Source organism: Wenyingzhuangia marina (assembly GCF_900130035.1).
Classification (GTDB): domain Bacteria; phylum Bacteroidota; class Bacteroidia; order Flavobacteriales; family Flavobacteriaceae; genus Wenyingzhuangia; species Wenyingzhuangia marina.
The window spans coordinates 85,231-104,404 of the sequence record NZ_FQXQ01000004.1; the positions used below are offsets into that span (position 1 = coordinate 85,231).

The 19,174-nt window shown below is 33.2% G+C and carries 11 protein-coding genes; 6 read left to right on the forward strand and 5 right to left on the reverse strand.

The features are described 5' to 3' along the window. The first annotated feature begins 74 nt into the window (after positions 1-74). The 4 genes from rpoB (at position 75) to BUB70_RS09885 (ending at position 9,261) form a co-directional block, all read left to right on the forward strand. Positions 75-3,887 carry a DNA-directed RNA polymerase subunit beta gene (rpoB, locus tag BUB70_RS09870; RefSeq protein ID WP_073121082.1) on the forward strand — a complete coding sequence of 1,271 codons (3,813 nt, stop codon included), beginning with the start codon at positions 75-77 and terminating at the stop codon, positions 3,885-3,887. A gap of 153 nt (positions 3,888-4,040) precedes the next feature. Further along, positions 4,041-8,327 (forward strand): DNA-directed RNA polymerase subunit beta', encoded by a 4,287-nt coding sequence (gene rpoC, locus BUB70_RS09875; protein WP_073121084.1) that lies wholly within the window; start codon positions 4,041-4,043, stop codon positions 8,325-8,327. Positions 8,328-8,429: 102 nt separating this feature from the next. Further along, positions 8,430-8,741, forward strand: a complete 312-nt coding sequence (locus BUB70_RS09880) for a DUF3467 domain-containing protein (RefSeq protein WP_073121086.1) — start codon at positions 8,430-8,432, stop codon at positions 8,739-8,741. Between the two features lie 19 nt (positions 8,742-8,760). Then, entirely contained in the window at positions 8,761-9,261 is a 501-nt protein-coding gene (locus BUB70_RS09885) for a phosphatase PAP2 family protein (RefSeq protein ID WP_084730249.1), read from the forward strand. Positions 9,262-9,322: 61 nt separating this feature from the next. Here BUB70_RS09885 and yidC read toward each other — a convergent pair whose 3' ends face one another. Together yidC and BUB70_RS09895 are read right to left on the reverse strand one after the other, a co-directional pair. Further along, positions 9,323-11,209, reverse strand: a complete 1,887-nt coding sequence (yidC, locus tag BUB70_RS09890) for a membrane protein insertase YidC (protein WP_073121089.1) — start codon at positions 11,207-11,209, stop codon at positions 9,323-9,325. Positions 11,210-11,273: 64 nt separating this feature from the next. Beyond that, a complete protein-coding gene (locus tag BUB70_RS09895) occupies positions 11,274-12,890 on the reverse strand; it encodes a CTP synthase (protein WP_073121091.1) in 1,617 nt (538 codons plus the stop codon). Positions 12,891-13,154: 264 nt separating this feature from the next. On the opposite strand from BUB70_RS09895, the gene rpmH reads away from it, so the two are divergent. Together rpmH and carB are read left to right on the forward strand one after the other, a co-directional pair. Beyond that, positions 13,155-13,313, forward strand: coding sequence for a 50S ribosomal protein L34 (gene rpmH / locus BUB70_RS09900; RefSeq protein WP_073121092.1), 159 nt, complete (start codon positions 13,155-13,157; stop codon positions 13,311-13,313). 124 nt (positions 13,314-13,437) lie between these two features. After that, positions 13,438-16,293 (forward strand): carbamoyl-phosphate synthase large subunit, encoded by a 2,856-nt coding sequence (carB, locus tag BUB70_RS09905; protein WP_073121093.1) that lies wholly within the window; start codon positions 13,438-13,440, stop codon positions 16,291-16,293. 49 nt (positions 16,294-16,342) lie between these two features. On the opposite strand, the gene BUB70_RS09910 is transcribed toward carB, so the two are convergent. From BUB70_RS09910 to BUB70_RS09920, 3 genes are read right to left on the reverse strand one after another with little or no spacing between them, the layout of a single operon-like run. After that, positions 16,343-16,915 (reverse strand): hypothetical protein, encoded by a 573-nt coding sequence (locus tag BUB70_RS09910; RefSeq protein WP_073121095.1) that lies wholly within the window; start codon positions 16,913-16,915, stop codon positions 16,343-16,345. Beyond that, positions 16,899-17,843: an Ig-like domain-containing protein gene (locus BUB70_RS09915; RefSeq protein WP_073121096.1), complete on the reverse strand. Its 945-nt coding sequence runs from the start codon at positions 17,841-17,843 to the stop codon at positions 16,899-16,901. The genes BUB70_RS09910 and BUB70_RS09915 overlap by 17 nt, the downstream gene beginning before the upstream one ends. A gap of 25 nt (positions 17,844-17,868) precedes the next feature. Then, entirely contained in the window at positions 17,869-19,029 is a 1,161-nt protein-coding gene (locus tag BUB70_RS09920; protein WP_073121098.1) for an MFS transporter, read from the reverse strand. Positions 19,030-19,174 lie beyond the last annotated feature (145 nt).

Consider the following 19,174-nt stretch of genomic DNA (forward strand, 5'->3'; position numbering starts at 1 on the left):
TCCTATATTTATTCGCACCGCATACAAGCTTAAAAAAGAAAATAGAATTATTAATTCACCTAAATTTTTCCCCTTTGGCAACGAAAAATAATACAAGAGTTAACTTTGCTTCAGCCAAACTAAGTACAGAATATCCGGACTTTTTAGATATTCAGATTAAATCTTTCCAAGATTTTTTCCAGTTGAAAACTAAGGCTGACGAACGAAGCGATGAAGGTTTGTATAAAACTTTCATGGACAATTTTCCAATTACTGACACACGTAACAACTTCGTGTTAGAATTTTTAGACTATTTTGTAGATCCACCTAGATACTCTATTGAAGAGTGTATTGAGCGTGGTTTGACTTATAGTTTACCATTAAAGGCAAGATTGAAATTGTACTGTACAGATCCTGAACATGAGGATTTTGAAACCATCGTGCAAGATGTGTACTTAGGTACTGTTCCTTACATGACCAATTCTGGTACATTTATCATTAACGGTGCTGAGCGTGTTATCGTTTCTCAGTTACACCGTTCTCCAGGGGTATTCTTTGGACAATCTTTCCATGCAAACGGTACAAAATTATATTCTGCAAGAGTAATCCCTTTTAAAGGATCTTGGATAGAATTTGCTACCGATATCAATCAAGTAATGTATGCTTATATTGATAGAAAGAAAAAATTACCTGTAACTACTTTATTCCGTGCGATTGGATTTGAAAGAGATAAGGATATTTTAGAAATCTTTAACCTTGCAGAAGAAGTTAAAGTTTCTAAGTCTGGATTAAAGAAAGTATTAGGAAGAAAATTAGCTGCTCGTGTATTAAGAACTTGGTTTGAGGACTTCGTTGATGAAGATACTGGAGAAGTTGTATCTATTGAGCGTAACGAGATTGTATTTGATCGTGACACTATTTTAGATAAAGAACATATTGATGAAATTGTTGATACAGGAGCAAAAACAATTTTATTACACAAAGAAGATAATGAAAGTGGAGATTACGCAATTATCCACAATACATTACAAAAAGATCCTACCAACTCTGAAAAAGAAGCAGTAGAGCATATCTATAGACAATTACGTAATGCTGAGCCGCCAGATGAGGAAACTGCAAGAGGAATTATTGAAAAATTATTCTTCTCTGAGCAACGTTACAACTTAGGTGAAGTAGGACGTTTTAGAATGAACAAAAAGTTAGGACTTAACGAATCTTTAGATGAGAAAGTTTTAACTAAGAATGATATTATCACTATCATCAAAAACTTAATTGAGTTAGTGAACTCAAAAGCAGAAATTGATGATATTGACCACTTATCTAACAGACGTGTTCGTACAGTAGGAGAACAATTAGCTGCTCAATTTGGAGTAGGTTTATCTCGTATGGCTCGTACTATTAGAGAAAGAATGAATGTACGTGATAACGAAGTGTTTACACCGATTGACTTAATTAACGCGAAGACTTTATCTTCTGTGATTAACTCATTCTTTGGAACCAACCAATTATCTCAGTTCATGGATCAAACAAACCCGTTAGCAGAGATTACTCACAAACGTAGATTATCAGCTTTAGGACCTGGAGGTTTATCTAGAGAAAGAGCAGGATTTGAGGTTCGTGACGTTCACTATACTCACTACGGTCGTTTGTGTCCTATTGAAACTCCTGAAGGTCCAAACATTGGATTGATTTCATCTTTAGCAGTATATGCAAAAGTGAACAATTTAGGGTTTATTGAAACAGCATACCGTAAGGTAGTAGATGGACAAGTAAATACTACTGAGGAACCTATTTACTTAAGTGCTGAGGAAGAAGAAGGAATGAAGTTTGCACAATCAAACATTGATATTGCAGAAGACGGACAAATCAATTTAGAAAAAGTGATTGCTCGTGAAGAGGCTGATTATCCAGTTGTAACTCCACAGGACATTGACTACATGGATGTATCTCCAAACCAGATTGCATCTATTTCAGCTTCGTTGATTCCTTTCTTAGAACATGATGATGCGAACCGTGCCTTGATGGGATCTAACATGATGCGTCAAGCAGTTCCTTTATTAAAACCTGAAGCTCCTATTGTTGGAACAGGTTTAGAGCGTAGAGTTGCAAAAGATTCAAGAATCTTAATCAACGCGGAAGGTATTGGTGAAGTTATTTATGTTGATGCTAATAAAATAACTATTCGTTACGAAAGAACTGAGGAGGAAGCTTCTGTAAGTTTTGATTCTAACGAAATTACATACGACTTAATTAAGTTTAGAAAAACCAACCAAGGAACTTCTATCAACTTAAAGCCAATTGTTAAAGTTGGAGATACTGTTGAAGAAGGACAAGTATTGTGTGAAGGATATGCTACTCAAAAAGGTGAATTAGCCTTAGGACGTAACATGAAAGTAGCCTTCATGCCTTGGCAAGGGTACAACTTTGAGGATGCGATTGTGATTTCTGAAAAAGTTGTAAGAGAAGATATCTTTACTTCTATCCATATTGATGAGTACTCTTTAGATGTAAGAGATACTAAATTAGGAGCAGAAGAGTTGACCAATGATATTCCTAACGTTTCTGAAGAGGCTACTAAAGACTTAGATGAAAACGGAATGATTCGTATTGGTGCTGAAGTGAAGCCTGGTGACATTTTAATTGGTAAGATTACTCCAAAAGGAGAATCAGATCCAACACCTGAAGAAAAATTATTACGTGCCATCTTTGGAGACAAAGCAGGAGATGTAAAAGATGCTTCTTTAAAAGCTTCTCCATCATTAAGAGGAGTTGTAATTGGTAAAAAATTATTTAAGAAAGCAGTTAAAGATAAATCTAAGAGAGTTAGAGATAAGGAGCAAATTGAAGCTTTAGAAGCACAATTTACTCACGACTTTGAATCTTTAAAAGATACTTTAATAGACAAGTTGTTTACTTTAATTTCTGGTAAAACTTCTCAAGGAGTTCAGAATGATTTAGGAGAAGAAGTATTCCCTAAAGGTAAAAAGTATACTTTAAAAATGTTAAACTCTGTTACAGACTTTACACATTTAACTAAAGGAGCTTGGACAACAGATGATCACTTAAATAACTTAGTTGCTGAATTAATTCACAATTATAAAATTAAAGTTAGTGATTTACAAGGTGCTTTAAGACGTAAGAAATTTGCGATTACTATCGGAGATGAATTACCAGCAGGTGTCTTGAAATTAGCTAAAATTTATATCGCTAAGAAACGTAAGTTAAAAGTAGGAGATAAGATGGCAGGACGTCACGGTAACAAAGGTATTGTTGCTCGTATTGTTCGTCAAGAAGAAATGCCATTCTTAGAAGATGGAACACCTGTAGATATCGTATTGAATCCATTAGGGGTACCATCTCGTATGAACATTGGACAGATTTATGAAACCGTATTAGGATGGGCAGGACAAAAATTAGGTCAAACTTATGCAACACCAATTTTTGATGGTGCGAAGTTAGATCAAATTAACGCCTTAACAGACGAAGCAGGAATTCCAAGATTTGGACACACTTACTTATATGACGGTGGAACAGGAGAAAGATTTGACCAACCAGCAACTGTAGGTATTATCTACATGATTAAGTTAGGTCACATGATTGATGATAAGATGCACGCACGTTCTATTGGACCATACTCATTAATTACACAACAACCATTAGGAGGTAAAGCTCAATTTGGAGGTCAGCGTTTTGGAGAGATGGAAGTATGGGCATTAGAAGCCTATGGAGCATCTAGTATTTTACGTGAAATTTTAACAGTTAAGTCTGATGATGTTATTGGTAGAGCCAAAACTTACGAAGCAATCGTAAAAGGAGAACCAATGCCGGAACCAGGTTTACCAGAATCATTCAACGTGTTGATGCACGAATTGAAAGGTTTAGGATTAGACGTAAGATTAGAAGAATAGTTGTTAAGTACAAAGTACAAAGTATAGAGTACAAAGTAAAAAGTATAAAGTAAAAAAGTATAGAGTATTGAGTTGATAACATTTCGTTTAAGTAGCAAAGCTACTGTACTTAATACTCTGTACTAATTACTAGATACTAAAAAACAAAAGATCATGGCAAGAAATAACGATAAAAACCCTACGCAAAAGAGATTTGAAAAAATTTCTATTGGTTTGGCATCACCAGAGTCTATTTTAGAGGCTTCTCATGGTGAAGTTTTAAAACCAGAAACAATCAATTACCGTACACACAAACCAGAAAGAGATGGTTTGTTTTGTGAGCGTATCTTTGGACCTATCAAAGATTTTGAATGTGCTTGTGGAAAGTACAAGAGAATTCGCTACAAAGGTATTGTTTGTGATCGATGTGGTGTAGAGGTTACAGAAAAGAAAGTGCGTAGAGATAGAGTAGGTCACATTAATTTAGTGGTGCCTATTGCTCACATTTGGTATTTTAGATCATTACCTAACAAAATGGGATACCTTCTAGGGTTGCCATCTAAAAAGTTAGATATGATTATTTACTACGAAAGATACGTAGTAATTCAACCAGGTAATGCAACTCAATTAGATGGAACTCCATTACAAAAAATGGATTTCTTAACAGAAGAGGAGTATTTAGATATTTTAGAAACTGTTCCTATGGAAAATAGATATTTGGATGATGATGATCCAAATAAATTTATTGCCAAAATGGGAGCTGAGTGTTTAATTGAGTTATTAGATCGTATTGATTTAGAAACTTTATCATATGAATTAAGACACAAAGCAAACACAGAAACTTCTAAGCAACGTAAAACAGAGGCTTTAAAACGTTTAAATGTAGTTGAGGCTTTCCGTGAATCTCAAAAGAACAGAGAGAACAATCCATCATGGATGATCTTAAAGGCTATTCCGGTGATTCCACCAGAATTACGTCCTTTGGTACCATTAGATGGAGGTCGTTTTGCTACTTCTGATTTAAATGATTTATACCGTAGAGTAATCATCCGTAACAACCGTTTAAAGCGTTTGGTAGAAATTCAGGCACCTGAAGTTATTTTACGTAACGAAAAACGTATGTTACAAGAATCTGTAGATTCATTGTTTGATAACACTCGTAAATCATCAGCAGTTAAAACAGAATCTAACAGACCATTAAAATCTTTATCAGATTCATTAAAAGGTAAACAAGGTCGTTTCCGTCAAAACTTACTTGGTAAGCGTGTGGATTATTCTGCTCGTTCGGTAATTGTTGTAGGACCTACTTTGGCTTTATCAGAATGTGGATTACCAAAAGATATGGCAGCAGAGTTATACAAACCATTTATCATTCGTAAGTTAATTGAGCGTGGTGTTGTAAAAACAGTAAAATCTGCAAAGAAAATAATAGATAAAAAAGAGCCTGTAGTTTGGGATATTTTAGAAAATGTAATTAAAGGACACCCTGTATTATTAAACCGTGCCCCTACGTTACACCGTTTAGGTATTCAAGCATTCCAGCCTAAGTTAATTGAAGGAAAAGCAATTCAGTTACATCCATTAGTATGTTCGGCATTTAACGCCGATTTTGATGGGGATCAGATGGCGGTACATTTACCGTTAGGACCTGAAGCTATTTTAGAAGCTCAAATGTTATTATTAGGTTCTCACTCTATCTTGAATCCAGCGAATGGTGCTCCTATCACAGTACCTTCTCAGGATATGGTACTTGGTCTTTATTATATGACCAAATTACGTGTTACTGATGAAAAACATACCGTAAAAGGAGAAGGGTTGACGTTCTATTCACCAGAAGAAGTTACTATTGCTTTTAATGAAAAAGCAGTTGAATTAAATGCTGGAATTAAAGTTAGAACTCAAGATATTGATGAAAACGGAAATCAAGTAACTAGAATTATAGAAACTACAGTTGGTAGAGTATTGTTTAATGAACACGTACCAGCTGCAGCAGGATATATAAATGAAGTATTAACTAAGAAATCTTTAAGAGGAATTATTGCAAAAGTGTTAAAAGCTACTGATATTCCTACTACTGGTAAATTCTTAGATAATATTAAAGATATGGGATTCAAGTTTGCTTTTAGAGGTGGATTGTCATTCTCATTAGGGGATATTATTATTCCAGCTGAAAAGAAGCAGATGATTGCTGATGCCAATGTTGAAGTAGAGATGATTATTCAAAACTATAACATGGGTATGTTAACGAACAAAGAGCGTTACAACCAGGTGATTGATATTTGGGGATCTACAAACAATCAATTGACAGAATTGTCTATGAAACGTTTGAGAGAAGATCAACAAGGATTTAACTCTGTGTTTATGATGCTTGATTCTGGAGCCCGTGGTTCTAAAGAACAAATTCGTCAGTTAACAGGTATGCGTGGATTGATGGCAAAGCCTAAAAAATCTACATCATCAGGAGGAGAAATTATTGAAAACCCAATTTTATCTAACTTTAAGGAAGGTTTATCAATTTTAGAATACTTTATTTCTACTCACGGTGCTCGTAAAGGTCTTGCCGATACAGCATTAAAGACTGCCGATGCAGGATACTTAACACGTCGTTTGGTAGATGTTGCACAAGATGTAATTATTAACGAATTTGACTGTGGTACTTTAAGAGGTTTAGAAGTATCTGCTTTAAAGAAAAATGACGAAATTGTTGAGTCTTTAAGTGAGCGTATTGTAGGTCGTGTTGCATTACACGATGTTAAAGATCCTGTAAATCATGAAGTAATGGTAACTGCAGGTTCTGAAATTACTGAAGAATTAGCTGCTGTTATTGAAGAATCAGGGTTAGATACTGTTGAAGTAAGATCTGCATTAACATGTGAATCTAAGAGAGGTATCTGTTCTAAGTGTTACGGACAATCAATGTCAACACGTGATATGGTTCAAATAGGAGAATCTGTTGGAGTTATTGCTGCACAGTCTATTGGAGAACCTGGTACACAGTTAACATTACGTACTTTCCACGTTGGAGGGGTAGCTGGTAACATTTCTGAAGATAATAAGTTAATTGCTAAGTTTAGCGGTGCATTGATTATTGACGACTTGGTAACTGTACCAGGTAAGAATCCTCAAGGTGAGCCAGTAGAGATTGTAATTTCTCGTACAGCAGAAGCTAAAATTATTGATGATAAAATCGGAACTGTATTAAGTAATACAGTAATTCCTTATGGTTCTTATATTTTTGTAAATGGACAAACATCTATTAACAAAGGAGATGCTATCTGTCAATGGGATCCATTTAACGGTGTAATTGTTTCTGAATTTGCAGGTAAAATTGCCTTTGAAGATTTAGAACAAGGTATTAACTATGCAGTTGAAATTGATGAACAAACAGGTTTCCAAGAAAAAGTAATTATTGAATCTAAAGACAAGAAGAAAATTCCTGCTTTATTGATTCAAGATCTTGATGGAAATACTTTAAGATCATACTCTTTACCTTTGGGAGCTCACTTAATGGTGAACAATGGTGAAGAAATTGAAACAGGTAAAACATTGGTTAAAATTCCTCGTAAGTCTGGTAAGGCTGGAGATATTACTGGAGGTTTACCACGTGTAACAGAATTGTTTGAGGCACGTAACCCATCTAACCCAGCAGTTGTTGCTGAAACTGACGGTGTGGTATCTTTTGGTAAAATCAAGCGTGGTAACCGTGAAATTATTGTTGAGTCTAAGTTTGGTGATGTTAAGAAATACTTAGTGAAGTTATCTAGTCAAATTTTAGTACAAGAGAATGATTATGTAAAAGCTGGTATGGCTTTATCTGATGGTTCTGTAACGCCAGAAGATATCTTAAGAATTCAAGGACCTTCTGCAGTGCAACAGTATATTGTTAATGAAATTCAAGAAGTTTACCGTTTACAAGGGGTAAGAATTAATGATAAGCATTACGAGGTAGTTGTACGTCAAATGATGCGTAAAGTTAGAATTATTGATTCTGGAGATACTTTATTCTTAGAGAACTCTTTAGTACATAAGAATGACTTTATAGAGAAGAATGATGAGATCTACGGTATGAAGGTGATTGAAGATGCTGGAGGTTCTAACATATTTAAAGCGGGTCAAATTATTACTGCTCGTCAATTAAGAGATGAAAACTCAAGATTGAAGCGTGAAGATAATGCTGAAATTGTTGCAAGAGATGCTAGACCGGCAACGGCAGAGCAAATTTTACAAGGTATTACAAGAGCATCTTTACAAACTAAATCGTTTATTTCTGCAGCATCGTTCCAGGAAACAACAAAAGTGTTGAATGAAGCAGCTGTAAGTGGTAAGATTGATTACTTAGAAGGATTAAAAGAAAACGTTATTGTTGGTAAGAAAATTCCTGCTGGTACAGGTATGAGAGCTTATAACAACGTAATTGTTGGTCCTAAAGAGGAAATTGAAGAAAGTTTTGAAATTAAATAAGAAACTTACTTGATATAAAATGAAAACGGATTCCTATTGGAATCCGTTTTTTTTTGGTTTATAAATATACTATTTTAGTGCAGACAATAAGAACATTATATTATGGAGGAGTCTAAAGACAAACAAGGGAATATCAATATAGAATTAACACCAGAAGTAGCCGAAGGAATTTATTCTAATTTGGTTATTATCAATCATTCAAACTCAGAATTTGTGGTAGATTTTGTAAATATCATGCCAGGAGTGCCTAAGGCAAAGGTAAAATCTAGAATTGTATTAACACCACAACATGCTAAACGTTTGGCACAAGCTTTAATTGATAATATCAATAGATTTGAAGCTCAAGTAGGAGAAATAAAGGAGTTTGAGCAACAAGATTATCCTATAAATTTTGGACCGGTTGGAGAGGCTTAAAATACTCTTAGTTATACTGATGTTTTCTACTTTCAGTATACAAGCTCAGCATACCATAGAGAAGATAGGAGATGTAGGTTTATATTCCATGCCTTTTGTTGCTTTAGGAACTACTTTTTTAAAGAAAGATAAACCAGGTGCTTATGCGTTTTCAAAAGCTTTTGTACTGAATACTGTTGTAACTTTAGGATTGAAAGAGATTACTAATAAAGAAAGACCAAATGGAGAAGATTTTAAATCATTTCCTTCAGGACATACTTCTATTACATTTCAAGGAGCTGCTTTTTTACAAAAAAGATATGGATGGGATTATGGTATTCCTGCCTATGCTGTTGCTGCTTTTACAGGTTTTAGCAGGGTGTACGCGAAAAAGCATTATGTTGAAGATGTGGCTGTAGGAGCTGCTTTCGGAATATTATCATCCTATATTTTTACAAAGAAATTAAACAATGACCAAGTAAGTTTTTCTTTTGGTAAAAAGGGGAAAGATTATTGTTTGAGTTATCATTATCAGTTTTAAAACAAAAAATCCCGATGTGAATTCACATCGGGATTTTTTGTTTTATCTAAAAGAAAGTGTCTTATTTCTTTCCTTTTTGTTTAGCTTGTTGTTCTTGAGCTTGTTTCATCGCTTCATCTAAACGTTGTTTAAACTTACTTGTTTTCTTAGGTTTCTTTCTGTTCTCATGAATTTTAGCTAAGATTTTTTCTTCATCAATTACATACGTTTTAATTACATACATAATTGTTAACGTTAATAAGTTAGATACAAAATAGTACAAACTTAATCCTGATGCATAGTTGTTAAAGAAAAACAACATCATAATAGGTGAGAAGTACATCATCATCTTCATCATTTTTTGCATATCAGGCATTCCTTCTTGTGCAGGTTGTTGCATGCTCATTTGTTGACCTTGGTTCATTCTCATGTAAAAGAAAATAGCAATAGAAGCCAATACTGGGAATAAGCTAAAGTGGTTTCCGTAAAAACTAGATAATATTGGAATATGAGTAGACCATTCAAAAACACTATCATAAGAAGATAAATCATCAGCCCACAAGAATGGTTGTTGTCTTAAATCTATTTCAGAAGGGAAGAAACGGAACAAAGCAAAGAAAACTGGCATTTGTAATAATGCAGGAATACACCCCGCCATCATGTTTACTCCAGACTTACGCTGTAAGGCCATGATTTCTGATTGACGTTTCATTTGATTTTCCTTACCTGGGAATTTTGCATTAATGGCATCCATTTCTGGTTTTAAAACTTTCATTTTAGCACTAGACACATATGATTTGTAAACCAAAGGAGACATTAATAAACGTACTACTAAAGTCATTAAAATAATGACAATACCATAGTTTCCAATAAAGCTACTTAAAAAGTGAAAAATAGGAATGAATGCATTTCTGTTGATCCATCCAAAAATCCCCCAACCTAAGTTCATTACATTTTCTATTCCTTTGTTATAAGATGCTAAATTCTTGTGAATGTTTGGTCCAATATAAAAATTCATATTATAACTCAATGCACCATTGGTTAATTTTAAAGGAGCCACTGTACTAAAACTTTTAGTAGCAATAGTATCAACCAAAACATCTTTTACCAATGATTTTGAAGTCAATTCAGCTTTTTCAAAAGGAGTGTTGGTCAATAAAATTGTAGAAAAGAAATGTTGCTTGTAAGCAATCCAATCTACATCAGATTCCATTTCATCATCTTCAGAACCTACAGATAGGTCATCATATTTACCATCTTCTTTTTCATAATGTAAAGCAGTCATTTGATTTTCGTACTTGATACTTTTCTCTTGACGATTAGCAGTCATGTCCCACTCAAGATTGATCTTGTTGTTGCTGTTGATGACATTTTCTAATCCTACAGATCTTACAGAAAAATCTAACATATAATCGTTAGGCTTTAACTCATATCTATATTCTAAATATTGACTGTTAGATACTTTTAATTTAAAAGAAGCTACTTGGTTTTTCCCGTTTTTAGAAGTTGTAGGGGCAAAAATTAAATCTTTGGTGTTGATTAATTTATTGTCTTGTGTCCCAAATTGGATATTAAAATTAGAGTTGTTGTCTTTAATTAAATATAAAGGAGCTTTTTGATAGTCCTCGTAATTTTTTAATTGAGCTTCTACAATTTGTCCTCCTTTGTTGGCAATGACTAATTTTAATACATCATTCTCCAAAGTAGTAGTTCCGCTTTCTTCAGTTCCACTAGCTACTGCATAAGCAAAAGTTCCATACTTTTGAACAGCTGCTGCTTGTAACAAAGAATCTGTAACCACAGCATCAGAAGTTGTTGTTTCTGATTCGTTGTTTTGTACTATTTCTGTTTTGGTATTTTCTGCTACAGGCTCTTTGTCCTTTTGAGTCATTGTGTACCAAACTAACACTGCTCCAATTAATGCAAAACCAATTAACTGGCTAATGTCTAATTTCTTTTTTTCTTCCATTGTTTTAAAAAATAGAAGTCTGTCATTAATATAATGACAGACTTAATGGGTTATTGTGTGTGATTTATTTTGATTCTAAATATTCTAAACTAGCGTTTACAAAATCCTTAAATAAAGGATGAGGATTTAGTACCGTACTTTTGTATTCTGGGTGATATTGAACTGCAACGAACCAAGGATGAGCAGGAATTTCTACCACTTCTACCAATCCTGTTTTAGGATTTACACCAGTAGCTTTCATTCCGGCAGCTTCAATTTGTTCTTTAAAGTCGCTGTTGAATTCATATCTGTGACGATGTCTTTCAGAAATATTTTCTTTTTCATAGGCATGGAATGCTTTAGAATCTTTGTCTAAAACACAATCCCAAGCTCCTAAACGCATGGTACCTCCCATATCCGTAACTTCCTTTTGATCTTCCATAAGGTTGATGACAGGATATTTTACGTTTTCATCCATTTCGGTAGAATTAGCATTTTCTAAACCTAATACGTTTCTAGCAAATTCAATAACTGCCATTTGCATTCCCAAACAGATTCCCATAAAAGGAATGTTGTTTTCACGAGCATAACGAATGGTTTCAATTTTTCCTTCAGTACCACGGTTTCCAAAACCTGGAGCAACCATAATTCCGCTAAGACCATGTAGCTTTCTAGCAACGTTGTCTTTGGTAATATCTTCAGAGTGAATCCACTCTACTTTTACTTTAATTCTTTGAGAAGAACCAGCATGTATAAAAGCTTCGGCAATAGATTTATAAGCATCTTGTAATTCAACATATTTACCAATTACTCCAATTTTAACTTTGTGCAAAGGATTTTTATGTTTTTCAACAAACTTATTCCACTCAATTAATTTAGGCTCTTTTTTGCTTGTTAAGGCTAATTTTCTCATTACTACTTTGTCCAAACCTTCATGTAACATCATGTTTGGTACATCGTATATGGTTTCGGCATCTAAAGAAGAAATTACTTCTTCTTTTTTTACGTTACAAAACAAAGCCAATTTACGTTTGATGTCTTCAGAAATAAAGTGTTCTGATCTACAAACTAAAATATCAGGATTTAAACCGTTTTGCATCATCATTTTTACAGAATGTTGCGTAGGTTTTGTTTTTAACTCTCCCGCTGCAGCTAAGTATGGAATTAAAGTTAAGTGAACTACTACAGAGTTATTATCTCCTAATTCCCAAGTTAATTGACGTACAGATTCTACGTATGGTAAAGATTCTATATCACCTACAGTACCACCAAGTTCAGTAATGATTACATCATAATCACCTGTTTCTCCTAAAATTTGGATACGTTCTTTAATTTCATTGGTAATATGAGGAACCACCTGAACTGTTTTTCCTAAAAACTCTCCTCTACGTTCTTTATCTATTACAGATTGATATACTCTACCCGTAGTAACATTGTTTGCTTGCGAGGTATTTACATCTAAAAAACGTTCGTAATGTCCTAAGTCTAAATCTGTTTCTGCCCCGTCATCGGTAACAAAACATTCCCCATGTTCATAAGGGTTTAAAGTACCTGGATCTATATTAATGTAAGGGTCGAACTTTTGTATTGTAACTCTGTATCCTCTTTCTTGTAGTAATTTAGCTAAAGAAGCAGCAATAATTCCTTTACCTAAAGATGAAGTAACACCACCGGTTACAAAAACATATTTCGTATTTGCCATTCGTATTTTGTTTGTGCAAAAGTACAAACTTCTGTAGAAATAGAAGTATATTTTTATAGACTATATCTAAGTAATTGTATATCTTTTCGATAAGTAATTAAAGCTGTGAGATAAAGGTGTTTTTAGTACTTGATAAAAAACTTTAATTTTTAGATAAAAAACATTTGTAATTCTTAAATAATGATTTATATTTGCACACGCTTTAGGAAACCCTATAAGTGTCCAAGTAAACAGCAATAAACAAACGACGTAAGATATAATACAATGAAAAGAACGTATCAACCATCGAATAGAAAAAGAAGAAACAAACACGGTTTCAGAGAGAGAATGGCTTCAGCTAATGGACGTAAAGTCTTAGCTAGAAGAAGAGCTAAAGGTAGAGCAAGCACAACTGTTTCTTCGTCTCCAAGACATAAGAAATAATAATGCTTTCATTATAATATATCAGGTGTTACTTTTAAGTAACACCTTTTTTTTGAAATTTTTTTTTAGAATCTAGTTCAACCAAAGATAATCAGATTGTTATCTTTGTCATAAAATTAAACGTATGCCTAAAAATCCTAAAATCAAATCGGTTTTAATTATTGGTTCAGGACCTATTGTAATTGGTCAAGCTTGTGAGTTTGATTATTCAGGGTCTCAATCAATCCGTTCATTAAAAGAAGAAGGAATTGAAGTAACTTTAATCAATTCGAATCCTGCAACTATTATGACAGACCCGTCATTAGCAGATAACGTGTATTTAAAGCCTTTAACCACTAAATCAATTAGAGAAATTTTAGAAGCACATCCAAACATTGATGCTGTGTTACCTACTATGGGAGGTCAAACAGCATTAAACTTGTGTATTGAAGCTGATGAAAAAGGAATTTGGGAAGATCATAATGTAGAAATGATTGGAGTAGATATTGCTGCAATTAATATTACTGAAGATAGAGAGCAATTCCGTGAATTGATGGGGAAAATAGGTGTTGATATGGCTCCTCAGGCTACGGCAACCTCTTTCTTAAAAGGAAAGGAAATTGCTCAAAAATTTGGTTTTCCATTATGTATCAGATCTTCGTTCACTTTAGGTGGAGCAGGAGCTTCTATTGTATACAAAGAAGAAGACTTTGATGATTTATTAGCCACAGGATTAGAGATTTCTCCTATCCACGAGGTAATGATTGACAAAGCCATGATGGGGTGGAAAGAGTACGAACTTGAATTGTTACGTGATGCAAATGACAACGTAGTAATTGTGTGTTCTATTGAGAATATGGATCCTATGGGAATTCACACAGGAGATTCTATCACCGTTGCACCAGCAATGACTTTAAGTGATAGTACTTTCCAAAAAATGCGTGATTTAGCCATTAAAATGATGCGTTCTATTGGAGATTTTGAAGGAGGATGTAACGTACAGTTTGCAGTATCTCCAGATGAAAATGAAGATATCATCGCCATTGAAATCAATCCACGTGTATCTCGTTCTTCTGCATTGGCATCAAAAGCAACAGGATATCCAATTGCAAAAATTGCAACTAAATTAGCTTTAGGTTATAACTTAGATGAGTTGAATAACCAAGTTACAGGAAATACATCGGCTTTATTTGAGCCTACTTTAGATTACGTAATCGTAAAGATACCTCGTTTTAACTTTGATAAGTTTGAAGGATGTGATAGAACTTTAGGGTTACAAATGAAAGCAGTAGGAGAAGTAATGGGAATTGGACGTTCTTTTCAAGAAGCATTACACAAGGCTACTCAGTCTTTAGAAATTAAACGTAACGGTTTAGGAGCAGATGGTAAAGAGGAAACTCACTACGATACCATTATTTCTAAATTAACACATGCTTCATGGGATAGAGTATTCACTATATATGATGCGATTAAAGCGGGAATTTCTTTAAAGAAAATTTACGATATCACTAAAATAGATATGTGGTACTTAAAGCAATACGAGGAATTGTTTGCTTTAGAGTGCGAAATATCTAAACATAAATTAGATAATTTACCAAAAGCTTTATTGTTAGAGGCAAAACAAAAAGGATATGGAGACAGACAAATAGCACACATGTTGGGTTGTTTAGAGTCAGAAGTATATAACAAACGAGATGAATTAAACATCAACCGTGTATATAAGTTGGTAGATACTTGTGCTGCAGAATTTGCTGCATCTACACCTTATTACTATTCAACTTTTGAAAATACTATGACTTTGGCAAATGGGCAACCTTATGCTGATAACGAATCTGTAGTGACAGATAAGAAAAAAGTAGTAGTGTTAGGATCTGGACCAAACAGAATTGGACAAGGAATTGAGTTTGATTATTGTTGTGTGCATGGAGTTTTGGCTGCTAAAGAAGCGGGATACGAAACTATTATGATTAACTGTAACCCAGAAACGGTTTCTACTGATTTTGATACAGCAGATAAATTATACTTTGAACCAGTATTTTGGGAGCATATTTATGACATCATTCGTCATGAAAAACCAGAAGGGGTAATTGTTCAGTTAGGAGGACAAACAGCATTAAAGTTGGCAGAAAAATTAGAAGCTTATGGGATTAAAATCATGGGAACTAGTTTTGAAGCTTTAGATTTAGCAGAAGATAGAGGACGTTTCTCTGATATGTTAACTTCTTTAGACATTCCTTTCCCTAAATTTGGAATTGCAACCAATGCAAATGAAGCTTTAGACATTGCTGATAATCTAGATTTCCCAATCTTAGTTCGTCCATCTTATGTATTAGGAGGGCAAGGAATGAAGATTGTGATTAATAAAGAAGAGTTAGAAGAGCATGTTGTAAGTTTGTTGCGTTCTATTCCTGGAAACAAATTGTTGTTAGACCATTATTTAGATGGAGCTATAGAAGCAGAAGCAGATGCTATTTGTGATGCAGACGGAAATGTTTACATTATTGGTATTATGGAGCACATTGAGCCTTGTGGAGTACACTCTGGAGATTCAAATGCTACATTACCTCCGTTTAACTTAGGTGAATTTGTAATTCAACAAATTAAAGATCATACTAAGAATATTGCCATTGCTTTAAAAACAGTTGGATTGATTAATATTCAGTTTGCGATTAAAGATGATACAGTTTATATTATTGAAGCAAACCCAAGAGCTTCTCGTACAGTTCCTTTTATTGCTAAAGCATACGGAGAGCCTTATGTAAATTATGCAACAAAAGTAATGTTAGGGGTAAATAAAGTAACAGACTTTAAATTTAATCCTCAACTAAAAGGATATGCAATTAAACAACCAGTATTCTCTTTTAATAAGTTTCCTAATGTTGATAAAAAATTAGGACCTGAAATGAAATCAACCGGAGAGGCTATCTTGTTTATTGACAATTTAAAAGATGATGCTTTTTATGAGTTATACTCTAGAAGAAAGATGTACTTAAATAAATAAAGTATTACTTATCATAAAATAAAAACAGCCACTCATAGAGTGGCTGTTTTTATTTAGAACCATTTTCTAGATTAATTTTAAGTTTTAATGCCAATCCGTTTTGAACTTCTTGTTTGATAAGATTTGGTATCTTGATATTATAATTATTAGGGCTTATATGATAGCTAATTTGTAAAGTATAGTTTCCATTATAATTATTAAAAAAGCCTCCTTTTAGGGTAATGATTTGTGCGGCTCCATTCATGTTTACATAGCTTTTAAATCGAATGTCTGTATTTGTGTTTTTAAATAAACTACTCTTGAAAAAAGATTTTTGAGGTAAACGTAAAAAATTATCTATATCTTGAATAGGGATGAACTTTTCCAATTGGTTTAAATTAAAAGAATAATGATATCCTTTAATAAAAGGAGAAGATGTGATGGATCTTTTAATCGCTTCAAGATCATTTGGGGTTTTCTTTTTTTGTGGTTGTTTAAGTTTTACAAAGTTGATGTTCTTAGAATTAAATGAATAGGTACTATCCTTATTTATTACTTGTGCTGATAATAAATTAGAGGAATAGAAGCTAATTATGAATATTAAAATAGTAGTTCCTTTTAAAAAACTATTCAGGATAACCATCAGCAATCCATTTTTTAATTAAATCTATTTCAGTCTGAGGAAGCTTGTTTACATTTCTAGGCATTTCTCCTAGTTCAATTTGTGATAAAGCACCTCTGCTTACAAATGCATTTTTAGTTGCTGTGAAAGTTTCTAAGGAAACTCCACCACTACTACCATGACAGCTAGTACAATTAGCAGTCATTATTGGTTTGATGTCTTTAGTGTATGTGGTTAATGGTGCCTGTTGGGTTCCATTTCCAGATAAGCTTACACTTGCTAAGATTGTGTTTTTTGTTTTAAAAGTAATAACATCATTATAGTTTTGAACTTGTGTAGGGGTAAAACTAATGTTGATTGTTTTTGTTGCCTCTGTGTTTAATGGAAAAGAAGTAGGCGATACTGAGAATTCACTAACGGTATTATTAACAGTTATAGCGTTTATGTTTTGATTTCCATTGTTGCTAATCACTAAAGATAGCTGTATGGTATTGTTGATGGTTACATCATTAAAGTTTAAAGATGTTTTACTGCTTTGAATACTTGTAATAGGAGTAGCGGTAATTCCATCTCCATTAACATTTATAGAACTAAGAATTGTTTGTCCTAACTTTAAACTAAAAGTGTCTGTATAATTTTGTACTTGAGTAGGTGTAAAAGTAATAGTAAATGTTTTTGATTGATTTTTAGATAATGAAAATGTAGCTGGAGATATTGTGAATACTGAATTTGAATTAACAATACTAGCATTGTCAATATCAGTATTTCCGGTATTGCTAACGTTAAATGTTAATTCAGAACTAGTGTTTATTTCCGTTTCTGAAAAAGAAATTGTTTGTAATGAGGTATTAATAGAGGTTACGGATTCTATTTCTTCAGTAGCATCAGATCCACAAGAAATAAATAATAGTAGGGTAAAAAGAGACAAGTATTGAATTGTTTTTTTCATTAGTTAGTTTTTATAAAATCAGTAATTAAGATAGTGATTTTTTAGTTAAAGATAAAAAACCAATCATAGGGCCTATAGCTAAAAAAATAAATACATATTGAATGTTCATCTCCTTTAATAAAAGGTTAAAAAAATAAATACTAATAATGGTCATTAAGAAACCAATACAAGTAGATAAAGTTAAGGCGGTTCCATTGTAGTTTTTAAGACTGGTTTTGTTAATTAAAGTTGAAAGTAATGGAGAGTCTGCTACCACACTAATTCCCCAGATAATTAAATACGCTAAGAATACATATGGAGTGAACCAGAAACTAAAAGGACAGATTAAACAACAAGTTGCAGAAATTAATAACGAGGTTTTAGTCACTTTAAATGTTTCTTTTCTTAAAGCTAATTTTCCTGCAACTACACAACCTATAGCCCCGCTACTAATAATTAGAAAAGTCCATAGAGAAACATTTAAATTTATTTGATGTTCATTTTTGTAGGCTAAAATTAACAAGGGTAAAAAAGTCCAAAAAGTATATAATTCCCACATATGTCCAAAATATCCTATGCTAGCAGCTTTAAAGGCTTTGTTTTTAAAAAGTTTTGGAATGATGTTTATATTTATTTTTTGAACATTTTCTTTTGAGGGCGTGTTTAGAAATAGCATAGTAACTCCTCCCACTATTGCTAAACTAGAACTTATAAAAATTATAAAAAACCATGATAAATTAATATTGAAACTTCTGATGAAATATGGAAAAGCAGTTCCTAAAACCAAAGCTCCTACCAAAACACCTAGAGCTTTACTCACTGATTTTGGAAAAAAATGTGCAGCGATTTTCATTCCTACGGGATATACTCCTGCTAGGAAAAAACCTGTAGCGAACCTACATGAAAACACTATCGAAAAACTTAAATTAGGAATAAGAATCGCAGCGTTGGCTAATGAAGCTAAAAGAATACTAATGCTAAAAACTCTGTTGGCATAAAATCTATCAGCAATGTTTAATAAGGAATACCCTAAGCTACCTATAATAAAACCTAACTGGGTGGCAATGGTTAAGTTTGCTAATAAATTTTTACTTACCAAGTGATGAGCTGTTGCAATCTCAGTTAAGATAGCATTACTACTAAACCACAAAGAAGTTCCAAAAAACTGACTCAAAACAATCAGTGTTAATACCAAGGTTTTATTCATAAAATAAAGTTATGATCATAGAGTCGGTAAACTGTGAATATCTTTCTTCTAAACTAGTAAAAGTTTCTTTTATATTTGTTGTTCTTTGACAGTAAGACTTGTGATGTTTCTCACTAAACTGTTGTCATTATTTTTGTCTGTAAAA